The 24,454-nt window shown below is 63.7% G+C and carries 24 protein-coding genes; 16 read left to right on the forward strand and 8 right to left on the reverse strand.

Annotation, left to right across the window (positions count from 1 at the left end):
• The first annotated feature begins 33 nt into the window (after positions 1-33).
• From E6X30_RS07725 to dnaE, 4 genes are all read left to right on the forward strand, one after another.
• A complete protein-coding gene (locus tag E6X30_RS07725; protein WP_259899421.1) occupies positions 34-705 on the forward strand; it encodes a DivIVA domain-containing protein in 672 nt (223 codons plus the stop codon).
• Positions 702-1,256 carry a signal peptidase II gene (gene lspA / locus E6X30_RS07730; RefSeq protein WP_246826680.1) on the forward strand — a complete coding sequence of 185 codons (555 nt, stop codon included), beginning with the start codon at positions 702-704 and terminating at the stop codon, positions 1,254-1,256. Before E6X30_RS07725 ends, lspA begins: the two co-directional genes overlap by 4 nt.
• Positions 1,253-2,179: an RluA family pseudouridine synthase gene (locus tag E6X30_RS07735; protein WP_316335986.1), complete on the forward strand. Its 927-nt coding sequence runs from the start codon at positions 1,253-1,255 to the stop codon at positions 2,177-2,179. Before lspA ends, E6X30_RS07735 begins: the two co-directional genes overlap by 4 nt.
• Positions 2,180-2,245: 66 nt before the next feature.
• Positions 2,246-5,797: a DNA polymerase III subunit alpha gene (gene dnaE, locus E6X30_RS07740; RefSeq protein WP_316335987.1), complete on the forward strand. Its 3,552-nt coding sequence runs from the start codon at positions 2,246-2,248 to the stop codon at positions 5,795-5,797.
• A 25-nt stretch (positions 5,798-5,822) separates the two neighbouring features.
• Here the strand turns inward: dnaE and E6X30_RS07745 are convergent, their stop codons facing one another.
• Positions 5,823-6,212 (reverse strand): DUF3054 domain-containing protein, encoded by a 390-nt coding sequence (locus E6X30_RS07745; protein ID WP_016662975.1) that lies wholly within the window; start codon positions 6,210-6,212, stop codon positions 5,823-5,825.
• A gap of 94 nt (positions 6,213-6,306) precedes the next feature.
• On the opposite strand from E6X30_RS07745, the gene E6X30_RS07750 reads away from it, so the two are divergent.
• From E6X30_RS07750 to E6X30_RS07770, 5 genes are read left to right on the forward strand one after another with little or no spacing between them, the layout of a single operon-like run.
• Positions 6,307-7,065, forward strand: a complete 759-nt coding sequence (locus E6X30_RS07750; protein ID WP_016662974.1) for a hypothetical protein — start codon at positions 6,307-6,309, stop codon at positions 7,063-7,065.
• Positions 7,062-7,220 carry a hypothetical protein gene (locus tag E6X30_RS07755; RefSeq protein ID WP_016662973.1) on the forward strand — a complete coding sequence of 53 codons (159 nt, stop codon included), beginning with the start codon at positions 7,062-7,064 and terminating at the stop codon, positions 7,218-7,220. Before E6X30_RS07750 ends, E6X30_RS07755 begins: the two co-directional genes overlap by 4 nt.
• Positions 7,221-7,229: 9 nt before the next feature.
• Positions 7,230-7,994 carry a HisA/HisF-related TIM barrel protein gene (locus tag E6X30_RS07760; RefSeq protein ID WP_016662972.1) on the forward strand — a complete coding sequence of 255 codons (765 nt, stop codon included), beginning with the start codon at positions 7,230-7,232 and terminating at the stop codon, positions 7,992-7,994.
• Positions 7,991-8,800, forward strand: a complete 810-nt coding sequence (locus E6X30_RS07765) for an SseB family protein (RefSeq protein ID WP_070458902.1) — start codon at positions 7,991-7,993, stop codon at positions 8,798-8,800. Before E6X30_RS07760 ends, E6X30_RS07765 begins: the two co-directional genes overlap by 4 nt.
• A gap of 9 nt (positions 8,801-8,809) precedes the next feature.
• Positions 8,810-10,183: an MFS transporter gene (locus E6X30_RS07770; protein WP_061212228.1), complete on the forward strand. Its 1,374-nt coding sequence runs from the start codon at positions 8,810-8,812 to the stop codon at positions 10,181-10,183.
• Between the two features lie 100 nt (positions 10,184-10,283).
• Here the strand turns inward: E6X30_RS07770 and E6X30_RS07775 are convergent, their stop codons facing one another.
• The 4 genes from E6X30_RS07775 to E6X30_RS07790 are packed head-to-tail and all read right to left on the reverse strand — an operon-like array spanning position 10,284 to position 14,240.
• Positions 10,284-11,036 (reverse strand): ABC transporter ATP-binding protein, encoded by a 753-nt coding sequence (locus E6X30_RS07775; protein WP_016662969.1) that lies wholly within the window; start codon positions 11,034-11,036, stop codon positions 10,284-10,286.
• Positions 11,033-12,214: an iron chelate uptake ABC transporter family permease subunit gene (locus E6X30_RS07780; protein ID WP_016662968.1), complete on the reverse strand. Its 1,182-nt coding sequence runs from the start codon at positions 12,212-12,214 to the stop codon at positions 11,033-11,035. Before E6X30_RS07780 ends, E6X30_RS07775 begins: the two co-directional genes overlap by 4 nt.
• A complete protein-coding gene (locus E6X30_RS07785) occupies positions 12,204-13,223 on the reverse strand; it encodes an ABC transporter permease (protein ID WP_040386324.1) in 1,020 nt (339 codons plus the stop codon). Before E6X30_RS07785 ends, E6X30_RS07780 begins: the two co-directional genes overlap by 11 nt.
• A gap of 15 nt (positions 13,224-13,238) precedes the next feature.
• Positions 13,239-14,240 (reverse strand): siderophore ABC transporter substrate-binding protein, encoded by a 1,002-nt coding sequence (locus tag E6X30_RS07790; RefSeq protein ID WP_016662966.1) that lies wholly within the window; start codon positions 14,238-14,240, stop codon positions 13,239-13,241.
• A 407-nt stretch (positions 14,241-14,647) separates the two neighbouring features.
• Here E6X30_RS07790 and infC point away from each other — a divergent pair, with 407 nt between their 5' ends.
• The 5 genes from infC to E6X30_RS07815 are packed head-to-tail and all read left to right on the forward strand — an operon-like array spanning position 14,648 to position 18,850.
• Positions 14,648-15,220, forward strand: a complete 573-nt coding sequence (infC, locus tag E6X30_RS07795) for a translation initiation factor IF-3 (protein WP_226998187.1) — start codon at positions 14,648-14,650, stop codon at positions 15,218-15,220.
• A 29-nt stretch (positions 15,221-15,249) separates the two neighbouring features.
• Positions 15,250-15,444, forward strand: coding sequence for a 50S ribosomal protein L35 (rpmI, locus tag E6X30_RS07800; RefSeq protein WP_016662964.1), 195 nt, complete (start codon positions 15,250-15,252; stop codon positions 15,442-15,444).
• 48 nt (positions 15,445-15,492) lie between these two features.
• On the forward strand, positions 15,493-15,873 hold the full coding sequence (gene rplT / locus E6X30_RS07805; RefSeq protein WP_016662963.1) for a 50S ribosomal protein L20: 381 nt from the start codon (positions 15,493-15,495) through the stop codon (positions 15,871-15,873).
• A gap of 8 nt (positions 15,874-15,881) precedes the next feature.
• On the forward strand, positions 15,882-16,757 hold the full coding sequence (locus E6X30_RS07810) for an RNA methyltransferase (RefSeq protein WP_040386323.1): 876 nt from the start codon (positions 15,882-15,884) through the stop codon (positions 16,755-16,757).
• Positions 16,754-18,850 (forward strand): cytochrome c oxidase assembly protein, encoded by a 2,097-nt coding sequence (locus E6X30_RS07815; RefSeq protein WP_316335988.1) that lies wholly within the window; start codon positions 16,754-16,756, stop codon positions 18,848-18,850. Before E6X30_RS07810 ends, E6X30_RS07815 begins: the two co-directional genes overlap by 4 nt.
• Here E6X30_RS07815 and E6X30_RS07820 read toward each other — a convergent pair.
• Positions 18,838-20,226 (reverse strand): hypothetical protein, encoded by a 1,389-nt coding sequence (locus tag E6X30_RS07820; RefSeq protein WP_016662960.1) that lies wholly within the window; start codon positions 20,224-20,226, stop codon positions 18,838-18,840. The genes E6X30_RS07815 and E6X30_RS07820 overlap by 13 nt on opposite strands.
• Before the next feature lie 91 nt (positions 20,227-20,317).
• On the opposite strand from E6X30_RS07820, the gene E6X30_RS07825 reads away from it, so the two are divergent.
• On the forward strand, positions 20,318-21,325 hold the full coding sequence (locus E6X30_RS07825) for a carbohydrate kinase family protein (RefSeq protein ID WP_084813894.1): 1,008 nt from the start codon (positions 20,318-20,320) through the stop codon (positions 21,323-21,325).
• Between the two features lie 18 nt (positions 21,326-21,343).
• On the opposite strand, the gene E6X30_RS07830 is transcribed toward E6X30_RS07825, so the two are convergent.
• Complete coding sequence (locus tag E6X30_RS07830) at positions 21,344-21,979, reverse strand: MBL fold metallo-hydrolase (RefSeq protein ID WP_016662958.1); 636 nt, start codon at positions 21,977-21,979, stop codon at positions 21,344-21,346.
• Between the two features lie 39 nt (positions 21,980-22,018).
• Positions 22,019-23,122 (reverse strand): S-(hydroxymethyl)mycothiol dehydrogenase, encoded by a 1,104-nt coding sequence (locus tag E6X30_RS07835; protein ID WP_040386612.1) that lies wholly within the window; start codon positions 23,120-23,122, stop codon positions 22,019-22,021.
• A gap of 260 nt (positions 23,123-23,382) precedes the next feature.
• On the opposite strand from E6X30_RS07835, the gene pheS reads away from it, so the two are divergent.
• The gene (gene pheS / locus E6X30_RS07840) at positions 23,383-24,453 is read left to right on the forward strand and encodes a phenylalanine--tRNA ligase subunit alpha (protein WP_034374040.1); all 1,071 of its coding nucleotides are present in this window, start codon (positions 23,383-23,385) and stop codon (positions 24,451-24,453) included.
• The last annotated feature ends 1 nt before the right edge of the window (position 24,454 follow it).

The following is a 24,454-nucleotide window of genomic DNA, read 5'->3' on the forward strand; positions in this document are numbered from 1 at the left end:
CATCATCTGTTCAAACGACAAGAGGTGGAACCCATGGCTCTTATGCCAAAGGATCTCGAAGACAAGCGCTTTACTCCCGTGCGCTTTACCGAGGGCTACGACATGGACGAGGTCGACAAGTACCTCGACGACGACGTCATTCCCCGCCTTCGTGAACTCATCGAGGAAAACGACCGCCTGAAGCGCGAGCTCGAGGAAGCACAGAGCCGCGTTGCCGAACTCGAGGCCCGCGTCAACCAGGAAGGCGACGGTGCCGTCACGCCGGCAGCCGTCGGAACCGAAAGTGCCGATGAGCCGACCGAGGCCCCCGCGACCGAGCCGGAGACCGAAACCGCTGTCGCTGCCGTTGCTCCCGCTGCGGCCGCAGGCGCGACTCGCGTTGGCGAAACCGATTCCGCTTCCGAGCTCATCTCGCTCGCGCAGCGCCTCCACGACGAGCACGTTGCGAACGGTCAGGCCGAGCGCGATCGTCTCATCAGCGAGGGTACCGCCGAGCACGAGCGCATCATCAACGAGGCCAACGAGACCTCGCGCACCACGCTCGAGCGCCTCGAAGGCACCAAGAGCGAACTTGAGAAGGAAATCGAATCGCTGCGCACCTTCGAGCGTGACTACCGCACTCGCCTGCGTAACTACCTCGAGAACCAGCTTCGCGATCTCGACACTGGCGAAAGCCAGGAGAAGGCCGCCAACTACGGCCTGTGAGCGGCAACACGATGAAGGGAAGCGCCGGAACCGCACGTGCGGCCGGCGCTTCCGCCCGTTCCACACTGATCGTGGCGTTCGTGATCGCCACGATCGTCTTTGTGCTCGACCAGCTGTCGAAGCTGTGGGCCGAAAACACCCTCGAGCACAACGTCGCGCAGCCCCTCGTCGGGGACATCCTCAAACTCCGCCTCATCTATAACTCGGGCGCTGCTTTCGGGCTCGGCGGTTCGATCACCCCGATCATCACCGGTGTTCAGATCGGGATCGCGCTCGCCGTTATCGTCGTTCTCGTCCGTTCCGTGCGCTCGCGCGCGTGGACGATATCGCTCTCGCTTCTTCTCGGGGGCGCACTCGGAAACATCGTCGATCGCCTTTTTCGGGACCCGGGGCCGCTCACCGGTCACGTTGTCGATTTCCTCGAGCTCCCGCACTGGCCGATCTTTAACGTCGCGGACATCGCCGTCACGAGCGGAGCCGTTCTGCTCGTGCTCCTCACCCTTGTCAACGCCCCGTTGGATGCGGGGGAGAAGATCGAGGTGAGCGAGTGAGTGGCGAGCGACTTTTCTTCGTCCCCGGTGGGCTCGAAGGGGAGCGCGTTGACGTCGCTCTTTCCCGCCTCCTGGGGCTCTCGCGCACGAAGGTTGCGGATCTTGTGCAGTCGGGCAACGTCCTCATCGACGGGGAGGTCCCCGCTCGCTCGGAACGCGTGAGCGAGGGCCAGGAGCTCGCGGTGACGCTTCTCGAGGTGCGTGACATCGCCGATGTTGCCCCCGAAAAAGTGGACGGTATGGACATCGTCTTCGAGGATGCCGATATCGTTGTGGTCAATAAGCCCGTGGGCGTTGCCGCGCATCCGAGCGTCGGGTGGGAAGGCCCAACCGTTCTTGGCGGCCTGCTTGGCGCGGGCGTGGCTATCACGACCAGCGGCGCGCAGGAGCGTCGCGGTATCGTCTCCCGCCTCGATGTGGGTACGAGCGGCCTCATGGTTGTCGCGAAGAGCGAAGTCGCCTACTCGGTCTTGAAGAACGCGTTTCGCAATCGGCTCGTCGACAAGCGTTACCACGCTCTCGCCCAGGGGCACTTCGACAACATGAAGGGCACAATCGATGCACCTATCGGGCGCAGCCAGAAGCACGACTACAAGTTCGCCGTCATGGCGAGCGGAAAGCCGTCGGTCACACACTACGACGTGATTGAGATGTTTCCGGGCGCTTCCCTCCTTGACATCAAACTCGAGACCGGCAGGACCCACCAAATACGCGTGCACATGAGTGCCGCTGGGCATCCCCTTGCGGGAGACCCACAGTATGGTTCCGATCCGAAACTCGCCGAAAAGCTTGGCCTCGTGCGGCAGTGGCTGCACGCGCGAGCGCTCGCGTTTGAGCACCCCACGAGGCATACGCGCGTAACATTCGAGGCCCCGTACCCGACGGATCTCGAGCACGCGCTCGAGGTGTTGCGCTCAAGCTAAGAGCAGGATCGCACGCGCGGGTTTCTGAGGCCGCCTATTCGCGTTCGGCCGACTACCATCGTGGGCATGGCTTCAGAGGATTTCGTTCACCTTCACGTCCACACCGATTACTCGATGCTCGATGGGGCCTCGAAGATCAGCAAGCTCGTGAACGCCGCCGCTGAAGCCGGCCAGAAGGCAATCGCGATCACCGACCACGGATACGTGTTTGGGGCCTACGAGTTTTACAAGAACGCTGTAGCCGCGGGCGTGAAGCCCATCATCGGTGTTGAGGCGTACGTGACGCCCGGCACGAGCCGTCACGATCGATCGCGCGTGCAGTGGGGCACGAAGGCGCAGCAGGATGCCGGCGATGATGTTTCGGCGCGCGGTGCCTACACCCACCTCACACTCCTGAGCCGCACGACCGCGGGCATGCACAACCTGTTCCGGCTCGCGAGCTTCGCTTCGCTCGATGGTCAAATGGGCAAGTGGCCCCGCATGGACCGCGAGATTCTCTCGAAGTATTCCGATGGTCTGATCGCCTCGACGGGCTGCCCGTCCGGTGAGATCCAGACTCGCATTCGCCTCGGGCAGTGGGACGAAGCCGTCAAGGCCGCTGGCGAATACCAGGACATGTTCGGTAAGGAGAACTACTTCGTCGAGCTCATGGACCACGGTCTTGAGCTTGAGCGGCGCGTCACAAAAGACCTCATCGAGCTGTCGAAGAAGATTGGCGCGCCTCTTCTTGCCACCAACGACCTGCATTACGTGTACGAAGATGACGCGAAAATCCAAGACGCACTTTTGTGCATCAACTCGGGCTCGACGTTCGATACGCCGGGGCGCTTCAAGTTTGATGGCTCGGGCTATTACCTCAAGAGCGCACGCGAGATGCGCGAACTCTTTCGTGAGCTACCCGAGGCGTGCGATAACACTCTGAGGGTCGCCGAAATGTGCGACGTGCAGTTCACGACGACCGCGGAGGGCGCGAACTACATGCCGCGCTTCCCGGTTCCCGAGGGAGAGGACGAGCACTCCTGGTTCGTGAAGGAAGTCCAAAAGGGTCTTCACGAACGGTACCCGAGCGGGATCCCCGACGAAGTGCAGGAACGCGCCGACTACGAGGTTGGCATCATCACGCGCATGGGCTTTCCGGGGTACTTCCTCGTCGTCTCCGACTTCATCCGCTGGGCGAAGGAACGCGGTATCCGCGTGGGACCGGGTCGTGGCTCCGGTGCGGGCTCGATGGTGGCGTACGCGATGCGAATTACCGACCTCGACCCCCTTCCTCACGGGCTTCTCTTCGAGCGCTTCCTCAACCCAGATCGCGTGTCCATGCCCGACTTCGACGTGGACTTCGACGATCGCCGTCGCGGCGAGGTGCTCGAGTATGTGACCGAACGCTACGGAGACGACAAGGTCGCTCAGGTCATCACGTACGGCGTGATGAAAACGAAGAACTCGATCAAGGACTCGGCGCGCGTGCTCGGCGAGCCGTATGCGCTCGGCGACCAGATGACGAAGGCGCTTCCGCCCGCCGTGATGGGCAAGGACATCACGCTCAAGGGCATCTTCGACGAGAACGATAAGCGCTACGCGGAGGCTGAGGATTTCCGCCGTCAGTATCGTGAGAATCCTTCGTGGCAGCGCGTCATGGATATCGCGCAGGGCGTCGAAGGCCTCACGCGCGGCTGGGGTGTACACGCGTGCGCGGTGATCATGTCGAGCGAGACCCTCACCGACATCATCCCGATGATGCGTCGCCCTTCCGATGGGCAGATCATCACGCAGTTCGACTATCCGACGTGTGAAACCCTCGGCCTGCTCAAGATGGACTTCCTTGGGCTGCGTAACCTCACGGTGATTTCTGACGCGATTGAGAACATCGAATCGAACGGCAAAGAGGTCCCCGACCTCGACCACCTTGGCTTCGAAGATCCGGCGACATTCGATCTGCTTCAACGCGGCGATACTCTCGGCGTGTTCCAGCTCGATGGTGCGGGCATGCGCTCCCTGCTTCGCCAGATGAAACCCGATAAGTTCGGCGACATTAGCGCCGTGTCAGCCCTGTATCGTCCGGGCCCGATGGGTATGAACTCGCACACGAACTATGCGCTCAGGAAGAACGGACTCCAGGAGATCACGCCGATCCACCCGGAGCTCGAAGAACCGCTTCACGACATTCTTGCCGAGACCTACGGCGTGATCGTGTACCAGGAGCAGGTCATGCAGACCGCGCAGAAAGTCGCGGGCTTCACGCTTGGTCAAGCTGACATTCTTCGTCGAGCCATGGGCAAGAAGAAGAAGGCAGAACTCGATAAGCAGTACGTGGGCTTTCGCCAGGGCATGCTCGACCACGGCTATAGCGATTCCGCCGTGCAGGCCCTGTGGGATGTGCTGCTTCCGTTCGCGGACTACGCGTTCAACAAGTCGCACTCGGCGGCGTACGGGGTCGTGTCGTACTGGACCGCCTACCTCAAGGCGAACTATCCCACCGAATACATGGCGGCGCTTCTCACGTCGACCCAGAACAACCGCGACCGGCTCGGCCTCTACCTCGGCGATTGCCGCCACCGGCACATCACCGTGCTTCCGCCGGACGTGAACTCCTCGCTCATGAACTTCGCGGCCGTCGGTTCTGATATCCGCTTCGGGCTGTCGGCGATTCAGAATGTCGGCGCGCACGTCGTCGAAGAGATCATCAAGACGCGTGAGGAGAAGGGCGAGTTCACGTCATTCACGGACTTCCTCGACAAGGTTCCGCTTTCGGTGTGCAACAAGCGCACGATCGATTCGCTCATCAAGGGCGGCGCGTTTGACTCGCTCGGTCACAACCGCCGTTCGCTCGTCCTCGTGCACGAGGACGCGGTTGACGGGATCGTGGACGTCAAACGCAAGGAAGCTCAGGGGCAGGATGACCTTTTCGGCGGCGGCATGTTCGGCGACGACTATGCGTCGGGTAGCGCCGCGACGATTCAGATTCCGGAGCTTCCCGAGTGGGATCGCAAGCAGAAGCTCGCGTTTGAGCGCGAGATGCTTGGCCTCTACGTGAGCGATCATCCCCTTCAGGGCCTTGAGCACGTTATTGCGCAGGCGAGCTCGCATTCGATCACAGCCCTCGCGGAAGCCGAGGATACGGACTCGCTTGGGATGGTCACGATCGCGGGTCTCATCACGAATATTCAGCGCAAGATCACGAAGAAGGGCGATACGTGGGCGATCGTCACCGTCGAGGATCTCGAGGGTGCAATCGACTGTCTCATGTTCCCGCAGTCGTATCAGCAGGTTGCGACGGAGCTCGCGGGCGATCTCGTCGTCTCGATGAAGGGGCGCGTCGATAACTCGAAGGGCTCACCCGAGATGCGCGTGCAGGAGCTGCGGGTGCTTGACACGTCCGGGGCGATGTCCGATGGTCCCTTGATGATCACCGTTCCCGATTCACGCATGACGAGCGAGGTCGCCCAGCAGCTCCGGGGGATTCTCGAGGATAACCCGGGCGGGAGCGAGGTGCGCCTGCGTCTTACCGAGCCCGGCCGATCGACGCTTATGCGCGTGGACCGGCGACTGTCGGTGGCGCCTTCGCCTGCCCTTTTTGCCTCCCTCAAGACCTTGCTGGGCGCGCAGTGCTTGAACTAGGGGCGCTCGGGGTGCGGCCGCGGGTTTAGTGCGTGGAGCTGTGTCCGACGTCTGCCTGCTTCCGTCGCGTCACAAGCCCCGCGATCACACGCCAGCCCAGGAGGAAGAGCGCGTTGACGGCGAAGGAGACGAGAACGAACGGCAGCGCGGTGCCCGCGCCCGTGAGGGTGCGCAGAAGCATCGCGGTCACGACCGTGATGGCAACGATGAACACGCCGTGGGGCCACAGCCGCCATGGTTCGACCCGCCACGCGCGCAGCACGAGGTGGGCGAGCACGAGTCCCGCGAGGAATGGCCACGCGACACGCGCAAGGTTCACGAGCGTGAGCGCGCCGTTGTGGCTCAGAGTTCCGAGTACGGAAAAGAGGACAACAAGGAAAGCGTCGGCCGCGAGGGCCCTGTAGTAATTTCTCACCCCGCCACCCTAGCCCCTTCCCGGGGCGTAAAATTACGTGAGGGTCCGTGAAGGTGACGGACCCGCCCACCGACGTCGACGAAAGGCCCGCACGATGACCGCGACCCCCAGCAACGGCGAGAACGGCGAGAGCGATCGCGATAAGGCGAAAATCGATGCCGAGTTCGAGGCGATGATGCGGGGGATCGACATCGACGATTCGATCCTAGGCTCAGGGGACGAACCGCCCACCGGATACGCGGTTCCCGGCAGTCTGCGCAAGCCAACGGGACCCAACACGCCGGGAAGCGCCGGCTCGCTCACGGGCCCCACTCCAGCGACGCCCGGCGGAAGCGGCGATGACGTGGAGGTCCCCGACGATCTCTCGACCCTCCATGATTCCGCGCCGGCCGAAGACCCGGCAGCCCCTACCCCGATCGCCATTGTCGCAACCCCACTCGCGTCGGCGAAGGCGCTCGCGGGCGTGGTGCGTCTTGCGCTCGCCGCTGAAGACGATCGCACACCGTTTCCCGAGGGAGCCGTCACTGCGCAGGCGGAAACGGGCGCGATCCTCACGGGCCACGTGGATGAGGAAGAGGCACACACGCTTGCCCGCCTCGTGTCCCTCGGGCTTCAGCGCCAAGGCGTCGTGATGTTTTGGCGCCGCGGTGATCGCATGATTGCGTTCCGCTACCGCGCGGGTCGCAACGAAGGGGAGACCTCACCGGCACTCGTGCTCGGCGCGCTCGCGGGGGAGGTCGAGGATCTTCTCCTCGGCGTCGATGCGCTCGAGGATCTCGAGGAGACGTACGATCCCTCGAGCATCAGCCGCCTCGAAGCGGTGAAGTGGATCGCGGGCGGGCGACGCAAGTGATTCTCGCCTACGTCATGCTTGCCTTTGGAGGGATTCTCCTCGGCGGCGCCTACTCGTTCACGAAGCAAAAGAAGCCGGTTCTCGCTGTCATCGCGCTCGCAGTTACTGGCCTCGCGTGCGTTCTCGTCGCCTTTTGGCGTATCCGGATGGGCTAGGGATGGAGCATGTCTCAGCTCACCCTTCTGCCCGCTATTGACATCGCGGATGGGGCTCTCGCGCGCGCACCGCGCGGGCACGACGGCCCGCACCCAGCCGAGGCTGCGCGCCTCTTCGCGCGCAGCGGCGCCGCGTGGATCCACCTTGCTGACCTCGACCGGGCTTTTGGGAGAGGGAGCAATGACACGCTGCTCGCCGAGATCGTGCGCGGCGCACAGGACCTCGGGGTTCGCACCCAGTGTTCGGGCGGTATCGACTCTCCCGATGCCCTCACCACGGCGCTCGCAACCGGGTGTGCGCGCGTCAATCTCTCCGCTTCCGCGCTCGCGGACCGTGGCTTTGTGCGAGAGGCGATTGATATGCACGCAGAGCGTATCGCCGTGTGCGTCGACGTGCGCGGAACCCTCGTTCACCCTCGCGGAAGCGCGGACCCCATCGGGGAGCTCACGGACATCCTCGCGTTTCTCAACGACGCGGGCTGCGCTCGCCTCATCGTCACGGAGATCGATCGCGACGGCGCTCTCTCGGGCCCGCCCCTTGCCCTCCTCGAGAGCGTCTCGAGGGCGACCGACGCCGAACTCATCGCATCGGGAGGAATCGCGGATCTGAAAGACATCGAGGAGCTCGCGCGGCTTGCCGGCCACACCCGAGTGGCGGGTGCCATCATGGGCCGTGCCCTCCTCGAAGGGCGCTTTGGTCTCGCGGAGGCTCTCGCATGCGTGCAGAGAGCCGAAAGCGAGGGTGCCGAGCAACCGTCGGAAAGGAAAAAATGAGCCTTCGGAGACAAGATCCCAAGGTCGCGCGCACGCTACCCCCGCATTTCGCAACGAAGGATCAGCGCGCGGACACCGCGGGAACACCGTGGCACGGGCGCGACCTCACGCCCTCACACTTCCCCGGTGATGTGGGGGAGCGACACGAGGGTGTCGCCAAGGCGCTCGACGCGTGCGATGCGGGGGAGGACCCTACACGCGAAAAGCTCGTCGAGGCCCTAGCCGGCACGCGTGTGCTCATTCCAATCCAAGCGATCGCAACCGAGACCGCGACAACAGCGAGCGGGCTGCACGCCGATAACGCCTCCGACATGGCTATGCTCAAGCTTCAACTGCGCGATGGGCACATGGCGCTTCCCGTGTTCACAAGCGCCGCGGCTCTATCCGCGTGGAGTCCCGAGGCCCGACCCGTGCCGATGGTGCTCGAACAGGCAGCTCAGTCGGCCGTCGCCGAGGGGTGCACGTGCCTCGCCCTCGACCTCGGACGCGACGGCGCACCGCTCGTTCTTCGCCGATCGGCGCTCTGGGCAATCGCGCAGGGCAGGCGTTGGTGCGCGCCTTACAAAGACTCGACGGTGCTCGACGAAATTGAGGCGCTCGTGGCTGCCATCGACGGAGTTGAGGGTGCCGAAGTGCTGGCAGGGCAGGAGCGCGAAGTCGAGTTGAAGCTCGGCCTCACTCCCGGCCTCGAGCAAGCAGAGCTCGATGCACTCATGGCGCGGGTCCACACCTACCTCGCCCACTCCCAGGTCATCGCGGAGCGAGTCAGTTCCCTGAAAATCACCGTGATCCCCGCGCGGCGATAGGATCGTCTGGTGGCTCTTTCGACGTACCGCGAGGTTCTCCAGGTTCCCAAGGCACCCTCCATTTATCTCCTTGGGTTCCTCGCACGCTTCCCGTTTTCTGCAACGGGTCTCGTGCTGACGCTCCACACCGTCATGAGCCTCGGCCAGAATTACATGATGGCCGGCCTCGTCGTGACCTCTTCGACCCTTGGTGCAGCGATCTCGGCGCCGTGGCGAGGGCGGCTCATGGATACGAAGGGGCTTGCGCGCACCCTCATCCCGCCGATCATCGTCAACCTCGCCTTTTGGGCGATCGCGCCGTTTTTGCCGTTCGGACTTCTCCTCCCAGCGGTCTTTGTTGCGGGGCTGTTTTCGATCCCGGTCTTTTCGATCGTGCGTACCTCCCTTTCGGTCGTCATCCCCGCAAAAATCCGTAAATCCGCGTTCGCTCTGGACTCCGTTATCACCGAGTTCGTGTTCATGCTCGGCCCGGCTGCGGGAACCGTCCTTGTCTTCACGTGGGGCTCGTACGTGGCGATGTGGGTGATCGGCGGCGCGGTTGTCATCGCCGGCATCGGGCTCATGATCGTTGACCCGCCCCTCTCGAGCGAGCAGATCGTGCTGCCCACACGTATGCCCGAGCCGCTCGAAGTTGCTGAGAGCGGCCTCGAGCGCTCGCCCGCAGCGGTCGCTGAGCGCATCGCCTTCGAGAACACACAAACCGGTCAAATCACCGCTCTGTCCCAGGCCGACCTCGACGAGACCTCTCCCGAAACGTCGCGAGCGCTCGACGAAGCCCGCTCCCTCGCGCGCAGGCAACTCCTCTCGCTCGGCGGCATCGCGATCCTCATCGCGACGGCGGTGGGCAGCGTCATCCTCGTCACCGGGGACTTGGGCATCGTTGCCCTCATGGAAGAACTCGATCACAAAGACTTCATCGGCCCCGTCGTCGCGATCTGGTGCCTCGGCAGCGCGATCGGTGGCCTCGCCTACGGCGCCATGAAAAACGATCTTCACCCGCTGTGGGTGCTGTTCTGGCTGTCGATCGTGACCATGCCCATCGCGCTTGTATCGAACCTTCCCACGGCCTTCATCCTGTGCTTCATATCCGGGCTCGGGATCGCGCCGAGCATCGCCGCAACGGGCGAAGCGATCTCGCGGCGCGTTCCCGAGATTGCGCGCGGCGAGGCCATGGGCTGGCACGGCAGTGCCATGACGATCGGCTCGAGCCTTGGCAGCCCGATCGTGGGCGTCGTCATCGACGCGGGTGGCGCCGGCGCGGCGTTCTTTTCCGCGGGTGCTTTCGGTCTCGTCGTCGCCGTGTGCGGGCTCGTGGCCATGCGCGTGCATCGCTCACGCGTGAGGGCGCGCGCCGCGAAAGAACTCGGCATCGAGGCGGCCTAGGCGACCGTCGGCCCCAAAACGGTCCAGGTAGCCGCCTGACGTGCCCTGATTCCCGGCCCGCCCGCCGGATTTTCTCCCTCGGGTGGCGTGCCCGGCAGGCTTAAAAGTAGACGGCGAGCGGCCCGCGCGGTCCGTCGACGACGTCGACGTCGGTCTTGAACACGCGCGAGAGGGTCTCGCCGCACACGATTTCGGTGGGCGAGCCCTGGACAGTGACCTTGCCGTCGTTCATCGCGATGATGTGGTCCGCGTAATGGGCCGCGAAGTTGATGTCGTGCACGACGATCACGACCGTGCGCCCCAGCTCGTCGCTCGCGCGACGAAGCTGTTTCATCATTTGCACGCTGTGCTGCATGTCGAGGTTGTTGAGTGGTTCATCGAGCAGCAGATATTCGGTGTCTTGCGCGAGCACCATCGCGACGTATGCGCGCTGGCGCTGGCCTCCCGAAAGCTCGTCGAGAAAGCGATTCTCGAGCGGCGTGAGGTTCACGAAATCGATCGCTTCGGACACGATTCGCTCGTCTTTGACGGTGAGCCGGCCACGCGAATACGGGAAGCGACCAAAAGCGACGAGCTGGCGCACCGTGAGGCGAGTGACGAAGTGATTGTCTTGGCGGAGGATCGCGAGCATCGTCGAGACCTCGCGCGAGGGCATCGTAGCGATATCGCGCTCGTCGATCGTGATCGTGCCCGAATCCGGCTCGAGCAGGCGGCCAATCATGGTCAGGAGAGTAGATTTGCCCGCGCCGTTCGGGCCCACGAGAGCGGTGAGGCCGCTCGAAATCTCGACGTTGACGGGACCGATCTGTACGCCCTGCCCATAGTTTTTCGTGAGGTTCTCTACGCGAATCACAGGCGCCCCTTTCGGAGAATGAACAGCAAAAACGCGAGCCCGCCAATGAGCTCGATGATGACGGTGACCGCGCCCTGCGCGTTAAAGACGTGCCGGAGGATGAAGTAGGCGAGCGTCATGACGTCGTAGCCGATGAGGATTGCCGCGGGAAACAGGAGCCGGTGGTCGTAGGTGTCGGTGAGCTGATAGGTGAGGGCGGCGATGAGGAAGCCGAGGAAGGTCATCGGGCCGACGAGCGAGGTCGTCATCGCCATGAGAATCGAGACGAGAAGAAGCACGAGGATCGTTGCGCGCTTGTGGTGAACGCCGAGGTTGGTCGCCGTTTCGCGCCCGAGTGCGAGAACGTTGAGGCGAGGCGAGTAAGCGAACAACAGTGCTGCGGTGAGCACGACAATCGGGATCACGAACGGGAGGTGGGTGAGTTCGGCGTTTGAGATATTGCCGAACATGCGGGTTGTGAGGATGTCGAAGTCGCTCGGATCAAGCAGCCGCTGCATAAACGTTGAGAGCGAGCCCAGGCCGCCGCCGAGGACGATTCCCACGAGGAGCATGACGTGAATGCTGCCCGTCTTTGAGTTGAGCAGCCAGCCGTACAAGAGCCCGGAGAAGCCCACCATGAGGGCCGCCATAAGGAAGAACTGCCCGGTACCCGTGAGCTGCGTAATCCCCGCCGCGCCAAGGAAAAATACCGCGGACGTGTGCAAAAGGACGTACAGCGACTCGAAGCCCATGATCGAGGGCGTGATGATGCGGTTCGCCGTCGCCGTTTGGAAGGCGATGGTGGCGAATGCCTGGCACGTGGCGACCACCGCCATGACGACGATCGCGCTCGCGCGCATCGTCGCGATCCGCCAGAAACCCTCGCTTCCGAAGGGCAGCGGGTTGTTCCACGCCAAGATTCCGGTGGTCGTCAGCACCGCGATCGTGGCGAGACTCGCGAGCAGGAGCGCGTATCGGGTGCGTGAGGAACGGGTGATGAAGGGACCGGAGTGCCGTTCGGGAGCGCACGCGCTTACGCGCGCTGGTCCGACGGTTGCCAGCAGATTGGGAATGCCCTTGTGTGTGCGCTGCTCCTGTGCTTTCTCGACGTCGCGAATGTCGGTGACGGTCGCGAGCGAGGGATCCTTGAGAGTTGCCGCGCTCGGATGGAGGGTGGGCTCGCGGGTGCTATCGTCCACGACGGTTCCTCCTCACGATAAGGGCGAGAAAAACTGCCGCGCCGATGATGCCGAGCACGACGCTCACGGGCATCTCGAATGGGGCGATGATCGTGCGTGCGATGAGGTCGCAGACCGTCACGACCCACACCCCGAGCAGCATGACCCAGGGAAGGTTTGAGCGCAGATCGTCTCCGCGGATCATTGAGACCATGTTCGGGACGATGAGGCCGAGGAAGGGCAGGCGCCCCACGATCACGGTGACAATTCCGGTGGCCACTGCGACGAGGAAGACACCGAGAAAAACGACGGCGCGATAGTTGAGGCCCACGTTAGTGGCGACATCCTTGCCGAGGCCCGCGACCGTGAAGCGATCCGCGACGATGAACGCCGCGACGAGAACGAGGAGCACGAGGAAGAGAAGCTCGTAGCGGCCGCGGACAAGACCCGTGAAACTTCCCGTGAACCAGATGCCGAGGCTTTGCAGCGTGTCGGTTTCGAGGGCAATAAAGGTTGTCAGTGACCCGACGACAGCGCCGAGCATGATGCCGACGATGGGCACGATGAGAGAGCTCTTGAGGCTTACGCGCTCGAGGAACCCAAAAAATACGAGGGTGCCGATAAGCGCGAAGATGATCGCACCGACCATGCGGGGAACGAGCCCTGCCGTAGGGAAGAGGATCATCACGGCTATGAGGCCGAGACTCGCCCACTCGGTCGTGCCCGTCGTGGAGGGCTCAACGAACTTGTTTTGCGTGAGCAGCTGCATGATGAGGCCGCACATCGCCATCGTGCTGCCCGACAGCACGAGCGCAAGCGTTCGTGGGACGCGCGTGATGAGGAAGATGTCCCATCCACGATCGCCACCCGTGATGTCGTAGACGCCCACGAAAAGTGAGAGCACGAGAAGGGCGAGGGTCGCGAAGAGAGCGACGATCAGGGCGATGCGATTGCGTCGAGGGCCCGCGAGCGAGGTTCCGCTCGCGGGCCTTCTCCGCTCCGCCGGTGGGGCGGCTTCTGTCACACTCATGCAGTCCTTTGTGCGTCAGCTCTTTTTCGACTCGAGAGCGTCCGCGAAGGTCTCGAGGAATTCCGTGTAGGCCTGGATGTCCTCGGTGATGTAGAAGTTCGAGGGCATGTACACGACGTGACCTTCGGTGATGGCCGTGACGTGCGCGAGGGCTTCAGCGTTCTCGATGAGTTCGGCGGCGGGCTTGTAACCTTCCTCGTCGGCGGCGACGGCCGCGTCGCGGTCCATGACGATGATCCAGTCGGGGTTCGCGGAGGCGATGGCTTCAAGGGAGACGTCATCGCCCTGGTGATCGCTCGTGCCTTCGACCTCGAGCGCGGGAGTGAGGCCCAGGACGGGGAACAGGGGGCCTACGGCCCTGCCCGTTTTGGGAGCCGCATAATTGATCGTTCCGCCCGAGGTAATGAGCCCCATGACCGTGTTGTCGGTGGAATATGCCGTCTTGACGCGCTCGATGGCGGCCTCGAAAGCCTCGATGAGCTTCTGCGCTTCGGTTTCGTGTCCGAGGGTGGCGCCGAGGAGTGTGATCTGGCGCTTGAGCTCGTCGTCGAGCGGTTTCTTCTCAGTGTCGATGTCGGTGTCGACGATCGCCGCGTTTGGCACGAGAGCCTTGATGTCCTCGTAGTACTGCGCGTAGCGCTGGCCATTGAGAACGAGATCGGGATCGGCAGCGACGAACTGTTCGAGGTCGGGTTCGCGGTGTGATCCCGAATCGAGAATGTTCTCGTCATCCTTGTAGGAAATGCCCTTCGGCATGAGCTGGCGCGGCGCGACGACCAGGTCGACTCCCCATGCCTCGAGGCTGCGGAAGATCCGGTTGTCGGTTGCACCAATGCGTTTCGGTGATACGGGAACGTCCACTTTGCCGCGAGCGTCGGTGACGGTGCGGGTGCCGCTCGCGTCGCTTGACGACCGGGCGTCCTGCTTTGTCGAGTCGCCACTGCACGAGGCGAGGGCGCCCGTGGAGCACGCGGCAAGGGTGAAGAGGCCGAGCTGTCGGCGCGTCATGGACGTCATAGAGTCTCTTTTCTGTGTCGTCCTCGGTCGCTCATCGACTGAGGTAAGGCTGCCCTATCCTTACAGAGGCCGCGCCGATTATGCAAAATCAGGATTTCTTAATTGGTGATGTGTGAGAAGTGTGGCGAACGGGAAAGTCGTAGGGGATGGGTGGCGTCGGGCTTGTAAGGCCTGCCACACGGGCGCGGCCATCCCTTCCGCACAATCGCGCCGCCTGCTAACGTTGTTGTTCGGAACATTCGCGTTCCCTTACAAGTGGAGCCCACTCCCACCCGAGCGGCCGAGGCTGCCGGGTCAGTACGAGACTCACGCACCCTCGCGTGAGTTGGGCCTCCGCATGCACGGGGGCCTTTTTTGATGTTCCAGGCATTTCTATTGTGTGAGGAGCAGTCATCAGCGAACAGCGAATCAACGGGCAGATCCGCTCGCCCAAGGTCCTTCTTGTGGGGCCCAACGGTGAACAGGTCGGGGAAGTCCGTATCGAAGACGCGTTGCGGCTCGCGAACGAAGCCGATCTCGACCTCGTCGAGGTTGCTCCGGGTGCGAACCCACCGGTCGCACGCCTCATGGACTACGGAAAGTTCAAATACGAAGCGAAGCTCAAAGCTCGCGAGGCGCGCAAGAACCAGGTCAATGCCCAGCAGAAGGAAATTCGCATGGGCCTCAAGATTGACACGCACGACTACGAGACCAAGAAGCGCAACGTCGAGAAGTTCCTCAACGGTGGCGACAAGGTCAAGGTCATGATTCGATTCCGCGGCCGTGAGCAGTCGCGCCCCGAAATGGGCATGAAGCTCATGCAGCGAATGGCTGAGGACGTCGCTGAAGCAGGCTTCGTCGAATCCCACCCGCGCGTCGATGGCCGCACGATGGTCATGGTGCTCGGGCCGCACAAGAAGAAGTCCCAGGCTCGCGCCGAAGCCCGCAAGCGCAAGAGCGATGCGGAAAAGGCCGCAGCGAAGGAAGCCAGCGCCGAATAGGGCGCTTAATCAGAAGGAGAACAGGCACTATGCCGAAGAACAAGACGCACTCCGGTGCGAAGAAGCGCATCCGCATCACCGGCTCCGGCAAGCTGCAGCGCCAACGCGCAAACGCGTACCACAAGGCCGAGGCCAAGACCTCGCGCCACAAGCGCCGCCTCGCCGGCGTGACCGACGTTGCCAAGAGCGACGTCAAGAACCTCAAGCGCATGCTTGGCCGCTGAGTTTTCAGCACCCCATAAGACTTTTCATTTCGACCAAAGGAGAATCACGTGGCACGCGTGAAAAGGGCGGTCAACGCCAAGAAAAAGCGCAGGGAGATCCTCGAACAGGCCTCCGGTTACAGCGGTCAGCGCTCGCGCCTGTACCGCAAGGCGAAGGAGCAGGTGCTCCACTCGGGTACCTACAGCTACCGCGATCGCAAGGTTCGCAAGAGCGACTTCCGTCGCCTCTGGATCCAGCGCATCAATGCTGCGGCACGCGCCAACGGCATGACCTACAACCGCTTCATCCAGGGCCTCGGCCTCGCGGGTGTCGAGGTTGATCGCCGTATGCTCGCCGAACTCGCCGTGAACGACTCGGCTGCTTTCGCCCAGCTCGTGACCATCGCGAAGAACGCCCTCCCGAAGGACGTCAACGCACCGGTAGCCTGATCTACCCAATGACACACTCTGAGCGCCCGGAGGGTGCGATGCTGACGCCGCGCAGTGCGCGTGTCGGAAAAATCGCCGCCCTTTCCGGGCGCTCAGTGCGTCAGCGCGAAGGTCGATTCCGGGTGGAGGGGCCCCAAGCGATACGCGCACTCCTCGAACGCGAAGCTCGCGACAGAGCCGAGGGGCGGGATGGCATCCTCGACGAGCTCTACCTGACGACAAAAGCGCGCGACGCACATCCGGAGCTCGAGCAGCTTGCTGAGACGGTCGGCGCGCGCCCGCGCCTCGTCACCCCCGACGTCATTGAGGCCATGGTGCGCGAGCAGGGCCATCAGAGCGTCACAAATCCTCAGGGTGCCATCGCCGTTGCGCGAAGTGTGGAGCGTGACTGGCGTGATCTGCTCGATGCCCAGGGGACGGGGCCCGTGACGATCGTCGTGTGCGAGCGCCTTCAGGACCCCGGTAACGCCGGGCTCGTCATGCGCACGGCCGACGCCTCCGGTGCCCACGCCGTGTTCTTTTCCGAGGGCTCTGTCGACCCGCTCGCGCCCAAGGTTGTACGCGCAAGTGCCGGAAGCCTCTTTCACGTTCCTTTTGCCCGCAAGGTCCCCATGGGGGAACTCCTCGATGCGCTGCGCTCTCGCAGCATCGCAACGGCAGCGACGAGCCCGCGCGGTGCGCAGAATCTTTTTGACTGGACTCCTCCCGAGCGCCTCGCGTGGCTCATGGGCAACGAGGCCCACGGTCTTGACGCGGCAACGCTCGAGGCGGCCGATGCTCGCGTGGCCATCCCGATTTACGGGAGCGCCGAATCTCTCAACCTTGCAACGGCCACAACCCTGTGTTTGTTCGAGTCGGCGCGCGCACGAGCAGGTGCGCGGTGAAAGGACTCTCGCGCACTCTCCTGCCCCTGAGCGTCCTCGTCATTGTTGCCGGTGGTCTCGCCGGGGTCCTTGGCCTCACCCTCACCGGTGAAGCAAACGGACCGCTTGCGAGCACGTTTGGCACCATTACCAACGACCTTGTCGTCGCCGTCAACTGCGCCGAATACCTCGCGCTTGCCCTCGCCTTCGGCTATGCCCTCACGCTAAGCCTCTTTCAACCGGGCGTCGGCCGCACGCGCGGCCACAAGAGCCCTCGTCTGAGCGATATGCAGGATCGGCAGCGCCGGCTCGCCGTACGCTTCACCCTCGGCTACGGGCTGCTCCTCGCGCTCGGCACCTATCTCACGTACGCCAACGCGCGGGGGTCGATGTCCCCTCAGCAGCTCGGATACTTCATATGGAGGACCGACCTGGGGCGCGCCACCGTGTGGGCCCTCGTCTTCGCGCTCCTATCCGCGGGAATCGGCGCCCTCACGAGGCACCTGCGCGGAGCAGGGTGGCTGACCGCCCTGCTTGCCCTGAGCGTCATCGCCCTCGGCTTCCTCGGGCACGCCGGCAACTCGACCGACCACCTCAACGCCGTCAACGCCATGATCGCGCATCTCCTTGGCGTTCTCACGTGGCTCGGTCCGCTCCTCGTGTTTCTTGCCGAAGCACACCGAACCGATACCGCGACTCTCGCAACGTGGCTCAAGCGCTATAGCCCGTGGGCTCTCTTTGCCATCCTCGCGCTCGTCTATTCCGGGATCATCAACGCCGCGATCCGGCTGGAAAACCCCGCGCAATTCGTCACCACTCGCTACGGATGGCTCGTGCTTCTCAAGGCCCTGCTTACGGTTGCCATCGCCGCGATTGGGTACGCGCAACGGCGCCGCGCGCTCACCCCGCTTGTGAATACCTACACCTCCGTCGCGCGCGGCGACAGGATGAAGGGAACCGTCGGACCGGCCCACGCGCATGTCGAGCGCGCAGCCCGCCGCGCTTTCGCTCGCCTCGCGCGCGTGGAGGTGCTCATTGCTGCCGTCATTCTCGGCGCCTCAAGTGCCCTCGGCCGTTCCGAGCCGCCCGTACCCCAGTACGTGCCGCCCGAGACCTATCGCGTACTTTCTCTCGTGGGATACGAGCCTCCGAGCGGCGAGTTCTCCCTCCTGAGCCTCGTCACCGTATGGCAGATGGACTGGATGTTCACGGGCGTTGCTGCTCTCTTTGCCGTGCTCTACCTCCTGGGGCTTGCCCGTCTGCGTGCACGCGGAGACCACTGGCCGCACTCGCGCACGATCTTCTGGCTTGCGGGGTGTCTCGCACTTTTCTGGGTGATGAGCGGTGGTGCGGCCGCGTTCGGGCGCGTGCGCTTCGATGCCCACATGACCCAGCACATGGCGCTCATGGTTATTGTCCCGCCGCTTCTCGTACTCGGCGCGCCGGTCACGATGCTCAGCCGGGCCGCGACGCCCAGGAGCGACGGCTCGCGCGGCATGCGCGAGTGGATCCTCGCGATCCTTCACACGCGCTACGCGACCGTCGTCTCAAGCCCGCCGATTGCGGGTTTCCTCTTCGCGGGCTCGCTCGTGCTGTTTTATTTCACCCCGTTTTTCACGTGGGCGATGTTCGAACACGTCGGTCACCTCCTCATGACCGTCCACTTCCTCCTTGCGGGCTACCTGTTTGCGTGGGTGATTATCGGCATCGACCCCGCCCAAAAGCCCATAAGCCCCGTACTCAAGCTCGTCACGCTGCTTGTGACGCTCACGTTCCACGCCTTCTTTGGCATCGCTGTCGTGAGCGCGACCTGGCTCATCGGCGGAGATTGGTACACGCTTCTCAATATGTTCCCGCGCGCTGAACTTGAGCGTCAGCAATTTGCGGGCGGCTCGATCATGTGGGGTATCAGCGAGGTCCCCACGGCGTTCTATGCCCTCATCGCGGGAATCCAGTGGTCGCGCAGCGAAGAGAGGGCGGCCCGTAACTATGACCGCAAGGCGGAGCGCGACGGTGGGGCTGAGCTCGAAAACTACAACGCCTACTTGCGTGCCCTACAGGATGGCGAGGGCACGCACGTAGGCGATGAGTCTGATTCCGCTCAGCGTAGGTAGGCGAGGTCCTCGGCGAAGCTTTCTTTGGCCTTCGCGAGCAGCTCGCGCGCGACACCGACGCCGTCGACGAGCGGGTGGGAGAAGAACGCCTCGACGGCCAGATCGGCGCTTCCCTCGCGGGAAGCAGCGATTACGGTGCGCTCGGCGTTCTTTACCTGGGTGACGAGTGCGAGCTGGTGGCCCGTGAGCCCGGTGACGTCCAGTGGCGTCGCGCCCTTGGAGTCGATGCGGCACGGAGCTTCGACGACGGCATCGTCCGGGAGCGACGGAATGCGGCCCCTATTGGGCGTGTTGACGATCAGCTCGGTCGCCTGATCGAAGGCGAGGGCCTTCATCACGGCGAGCGCAACGCGATCGTAACCGCCCGATTCGATGTCCGCGGCCTCGCGCTCGATTCCACCCGCGGCTTCGCGGTTCGTCGCCATATACGTTTCTTCGCGCTCTTCACGCGTGCGGTTCCATGCCTCGAATGCCGCGTGCCCGTCGAGCTGCGCGGCTTCGCGATAGAAGTCGGCCTGCTGGGCGGCGAGGAAGATCCCGCGCGTTGCTTCCGCGCGGTCGTCGGCAAGGCGAGCCTCGCGCGCGTAATAGTAGTAGTGTAGGTACTCGTTCGGCAGCGCGCCAATGTGCTGAACCCATTTGGCGCCGAAAAGCTTGCCCTCCTCGAACGATTCAATGAGGTCGGGGCGCTCGAGAACCGTGGGGAGAACATCGCGGCCGTTCACGAGGATGCGGTGCACCCAACCGAGGTGGTTGAGGCCCAGGTAGTCGATGTGTACCGGACCGCCGGTTTCGAAAATGCGGCTGCTCGTGCCGGTATCGACCTCGCCGGCATCTTCGAGTGCTGTGAGGGCGTGGCGGGCGAGGCCCACGGGGGAGTCGCAAATGCCGATCACGCGGTCACCGAGAATCTCGCTCGAGACCTCGGTAATGATTCCCGCGGGGTTCGTGAAGTTGATGAGGTAGGCGCTTGGGGCTTCTTCGCGGATTGCCTCCGCGATGGCCCTCGCCACGGGAATACCGCGAAGTGCGTAGCTCAGGCCGCCGAAGCCCGTCGTCTCCTGGCCGAGCACGCCGCACGAATGCGCGATGCGCTCGTCCTGCGCGCGGCCATCGGTGCCGCCGACGCGAATCGCACTGAAAACAAAATCGGCTCCGCGCACTGCATCGCGCATGTCAGTAGCGATGCGTACGCTCGGCGCGTGGGGCACCGAGGCGGTCATGGCCTCGACGATCCGCGCCATCGTGCGCAAACGCTCCTCATTCGCATCCCACAGGGTGAGGGCGCGAACCCGCTGTTCGGAGCTGTCCTTGAGGAGCGTGCGAACCATGAGCGGGACGCGGAAGCCTCCTCCACCGAGCAGCGTGAGTTTCATGTGAGGGCCTCCTCATGGGTGTGGTGTGAACGAGTGCGACAGGTGCACTCGCGTCTTTGACGGGCGCCCGTGCGCGCCATAGCCTTTTTACGTGACGAACCTGAATCAAGATCTAGCCTGCAACGATGCGGCACCAACGACCCTATCGCTTCGTGATCTCGCATGCGTGGGACCTGTGTTCCTCGATGTCCTTTTCACGCCTTTCACCCAGCTCCCGGAGCTTGGCGAGGAGTGCCATACGCAGTCCGTTGCCCTCGCTGTTGGAGGCGCGGCAAACGTTGCGCGTGCCGCGGCGGCGCTCGATATGGACGTCACGCTCGGAACCGAGCTTGGTGAAGGGCCCATTTCCCGACTCGTCGAGCCGATGCTCGAGGCCGACGGTGTGGGACTCGGAGCGAGCGTGAGGCGCGCGGGCTGGGATGTTCCGTGTACAGCGGCGATCCCGTACGAAGGCGATCGCATGTTCTACACGGGGGGCCTGCCGAGCGCTCCGCTTGCGACGACCGAGCATGTTCTTGCCGAGCAAGCGCAGCACCTCACGGTCTCGCTCGAGCGCGACACCATGCCTCTGCTTGCGGGGGAGCGGGAGCGCGGCACGCGAATCTGGGCCGACGTTGGCCACGACGACTCGGGCGCGTGGGATCCGGCGATCTTGCGCCACCTCGAGCATTGCTACGCGTTTTGCCCAAATGACGAGGAAGCCAAACGCTACACACGCACCGATTCCGCGCTCGAGGCCGCGCGCGCACTTGCCGATCGGGTGGAGCTCGTCGTGGTGTCTCGTGGCCGAAAGGGGCTTGTCGCGATCGATGCGGGTCGCGGTCAGGTGCTCGAGAGGCCGGGGTTTGTCGTCGAGCGCGCGAATGCGACGGGAGCGGGGGACACGCTCGTGGCGGCGCTCGTGACCGCGGTGGTCGCGGGGCGTGAGCTCGGGGAGGCTCTCGATTTTGCGCAGCTCGTCGCCGCTGCGCGCGTTGCGGGTGCTGCCGCGCACGGTATGCCGCCGGGCCGAGAGGCGCTCAGCGCTTTCGCTGGCACGTATGGAGCGCGAGAAAAAGAGCTGGTCGAGGAGACCCTCGACCAGCTCGCTTCGCGATAATCGCGGCGTGAGGCGCGTTTAGAGCCAGTCGCCCTTCGCGCGCTCACGCTCGGCGCCGATCGTTGTATCCGGGCCGTGGCCCGTGTGAACGATGGTCGCGTCGTCGAGGCTAAAGAGCTTTTCGCGAATGCTGTCTTCAATTTGCCCTCGGTCACTGTAGGAGCGTCCGGTCGCGCCGGGGCCCCCTTCGAAGAGCGTGTCGCCGGAGAACAGTTGATCGGGCTCGCCTTCGGTGGTGCTGCGCAGGAGGTAGCACACCGACCCGGGGGAGTGCCCGGGCGTGTGGATGACGTTGAGCTCGTGGTCGGCGATGCTGAAAGCGTCGCCGTCCTCAAGGTCGGCATCCCATTCGAGATCCCCGTGGGTGAGTGCCCACAGCTTCTTATCGCCCGGGTGCAGGAGCATCGGTGCGTCAAAGCGCTCGGCGAGCTTAGGGGCAAAACGCGCGTGGTCGTCGTGGGCATGCGTCAAGAGGATCGCGAGGAGCGTACGCTCGCCCACGAGCTTTTCAATGATGTCGATGTCGTGTGGAGCGTCGATCACGACGCAGTCCTCGTCGTTGCCGACGACCCACACGTTGTTGGCGACGTCGAATGTCTCGCCGTCGAGGGTGAATGTGCCCTCGGTGACGGCATGGTCGATTCGGAGGTTCATGGTGAAGTCCTTTTTCGGTGATGTGCGTGAGGGTTGGATCTAGGCGCGTGGCATTTCCACGACGCTGCGGAGGATGGTGCCGCCCTTCATGCGCTCGAAAGCGCCCTCGACATCCGTGAGCGCGATGCGTTCGCTCACAAATTCGTCGAGGGGCAGGCGGCCTTGTGCGAAGAGATCAGCGAGGTAAGGAAAGTCGCGCTCGGGCAGGCAGTCCCCGTACCACGAGCTCTTGAGGGAGCCGCCCCGACTGAACACGTCGATCAGGGGCAGCGTGATTTCGGCGGTCGGGTTTGGTACGCCGACGAGGACAACACGCCCCGCGAGGTCGCGCCCGTAGAAGGCTGCGGTGTACGTGGCGGGGATACCGACGGCATCGACGACGACGTCGGCACCAAAGCCGCCCGTGAGCTCCCGGATTCTTTCGGCAACCTCCTCGGGTTCGAGCCCTTTCGTGGCAACCGTGTGGGTGGCTCCGAGGGCGCGTGCTTTGTCAAACTTCTTGTCGTCGAGGTCGAGAGCGATGATCGTGGTGGCGCCACCGAGTTTTGCGCCGGCAACGGCGGCGAGTCCGACGCCACCCGCGCCGATCACCGCAACCGACTCACCACGCTGGACCTCGCCCGTGTTGAGCGCCGCGCCGATTCCGGCCATGACGCCGCATCCGAGGAGGCCGACGGCTGCCGCATCGGCATTGGGATCGACCTTCGTGCACTGGAGTTCGTGAACGAGGGTTTTTTCGGCGAAGGAGCCGATGCCGAGGGCGGCCGTGAGTTCGGTGCCGTCGGTGAGGGTCATCGGTTTCGAGGCATTGAAGGTGTCGAAGCAGTATTTCGGCTCGCCCTTTTTGCATGCGCGGCACTGCCCGCACACGGCGCGCCAGTTAAGGATGACGGTGTCTCCAACCTCGACGTGGGTGACATCCTCGCCGATCTCACTTACGACTGCGGTTGCCTCGTGACCGAGCAGAAACGGGTAGTCGTCGGTGATGTCTCCGTTGCGGTAGGCGAGATCGGTATGGCACACCCCGCACGTGTTCACGTCGACGATCACGTCGCGCGGGCCGGGCTCGGGAATCATAATGTCGACGACCTCCGCGGGTTCATGTGCGGCGAAGGAGACGAGTCCTTGGACTGTCGTGGGCATGAGGGGAGCCTTTCTGTTGTCGCGCGGTTCAAGGCGCGGGGGAACGCCCGGAAGGGTGCGCGTGCGCCGCCAGGTGCGGAGCTTTGCGCTGAGAGGGCGTGCAAGCCCCACCGTATCGCCCACGTATCATTACTAATGCAAAGAACGTGCACCCCGCGTATGTATCCGATGCCAGCGGCGATCGAGTGCGGGCATGCGCGCGTGCTGTGTCAACGTGAGGATGTGGAGAATTCGTGTCAGATGTGACGAACAGTGTGGACATGAGCGAGGAGGCGATCGCGCGCGCGGTCGATTCTGCGCTCGCCGCGATTGCGGAGGCCACGACGTCGGCCGAGATCAAGCAGGTGCGCATCGCCCATGTCGGGGACGATTCCCCGCTTTCACGCGCGAACCGCGGCATTAAGGATCTACCCAACGAGAAGAAAGCCGCTGCTGGCAAGCTCATCGGCGGTTCCAAGGGGCGCGTGCAGCAGGCACTCGCGGCGCGCTCGAAGGAGATCGCCGAGAAGGAGGAAGCCGAGGCGCTCGCGAAGGATCGCGTGGATGTCACGACAGCAGTTGACCGGCTTCCGCGCGGTGCACGCCACCCACTCGGAATCCTCCAGGACCGCATCGCGGACGTATTTGTTGGCCTCGGTTGGGAAATCGCGGAAGGCCCAGAGATCGAAGCCGAGTGGTTCAACTTCGACGCGCTCAACTTCGACGAGGACCATCCTGCGCGCCAGATGCAAGACACGTTCTACGTGGCGCCCGAAGGAAGCGGTCAGGTGCTGCGAACGCACACCTCTCCCGTTCAAGCGCGCACGTTGCTTGAGCGCGGCGTTCCCCTCTACATCGCCTGCCCCGGCAAAGTTTTCCGTACCGATGAACTCGATGCCACCCACGCCCCCGTGTTCAACCAGGTCGAGGGGCTCGCGATTGACCGGGATCTGACGATGGCGGATCTCGTGGGCACGCTCGACAAAGTCGCCGAGGCTCTGTTTGGCGGCAAGCCGATCACGCGTCTGCGACCCTCATACTTCCCGTTCACCGAACCGAGCGCCGAGATGGACTTCCGATGCTTCAAATGCGAGGCGAAGAACGGTCTCGATGCCGATGCGGATCCCGCGTGCCGCGTGTGCAGCGGAACGGGCTGGATTGAAATGGGCGGCTGCGGCATGGTCAACCCCGCTGTGCTTCGCGCTTGCGGGATCGATCCGAGTGAATACCGCGGCTTCGCGTTCGGCCTCGGAATTGAGCGCATCCTCATGCTGCGCAACTCGGTAACGGACATGCACGACATCGTGGAGGGCGACGTGCGCTTCTCCCAGCACTACGGAACGGAGATCTGAG

The sequence above is a fragment of the Dermabacter sp. genome, assembly GCF_032550575.1.
GTDB lineage: Bacteria > Actinomycetota > Actinomycetes > Actinomycetales > Dermabacteraceae > Dermabacter > Dermabacter hominis.

Excerpts from the sequence above, each read along its gene's own strand:
- E6X30_RS07785 (WP_040386324.1), bottom strand. The coding sequence starts at position 13,223 with ATGAGTGTGACAGAAGCCGCCCCACCGGCGGAGCGGAGAAGGCCCGCG.
- dnaE (WP_316335987.1), top strand. The coding sequence starts at position 2,246 with ATGGCTTCAGAGGATTTCGTTCACCTTCACGTCCACACCGATTACTCG.
- pheS (WP_034374040.1), top strand. The coding sequence starts at position 23,383 with ATGAGCGAGGAGGCGATCGCGCGCGCGGTCGATTCTGCGCTCGCCGCG.
- E6X30_RS07760 (WP_016662972.1), top strand. The coding sequence starts at position 7,230 with ATGTCTCAGCTCACCCTTCTGCCCGCTATTGACATCGCGGATGGGGCT.
- rpmI (WP_016662964.1), top strand. The coding sequence starts at position 15,250 with ATGCCGAAGAACAAGACGCACTCCGGTGCGAAGAAGCGCATCCGCATC.
- E6X30_RS07765 (WP_070458902.1), top strand. The coding sequence starts at position 7,991 with ATGAGCCTTCGGAGACAAGATCCCAAGGTCGCGCGCACGCTACCCCCG.
- E6X30_RS07830 (WP_016662958.1), bottom strand. The coding sequence starts at position 21,979 with ATGAACCTCCGAATCGACCATGCCGTCACCGAGGGCACATTCACCCTC.
- E6X30_RS07820 (WP_016662960.1), bottom strand. The coding sequence starts at position 20,226 with ATGAAACTCACGCTGCTCGGTGGAGGAGGCTTCCGCGTCCCGCTCATG.
- E6X30_RS07835 (WP_040386612.1), bottom strand. The coding sequence starts at position 23,122 with ATGCCCACGACAGTCCAAGGACTCGTCTCCTTCGCCGCACATGAACCC.
- E6X30_RS07725 (WP_259899421.1), top strand. The coding sequence starts at position 34 with ATGGCTCTTATGCCAAAGGATCTCGAAGACAAGCGCTTTACTCCCGTG.
- E6X30_RS07750 (WP_016662974.1), top strand. The coding sequence starts at position 6,307 with ATGACCGCGACCCCCAGCAACGGCGAGAACGGCGAGAGCGATCGCGAT.
- E6X30_RS07810 (WP_040386323.1), top strand. The coding sequence starts at position 15,882 with ATGACACACTCTGAGCGCCCGGAGGGTGCGATGCTGACGCCGCGCAGT.
- E6X30_RS07790 (WP_016662966.1), bottom strand. The coding sequence starts at position 14,240 with ATGACGTCCATGACGCGCCGACAGCTCGGCCTCTTCACCCTTGCCGCG.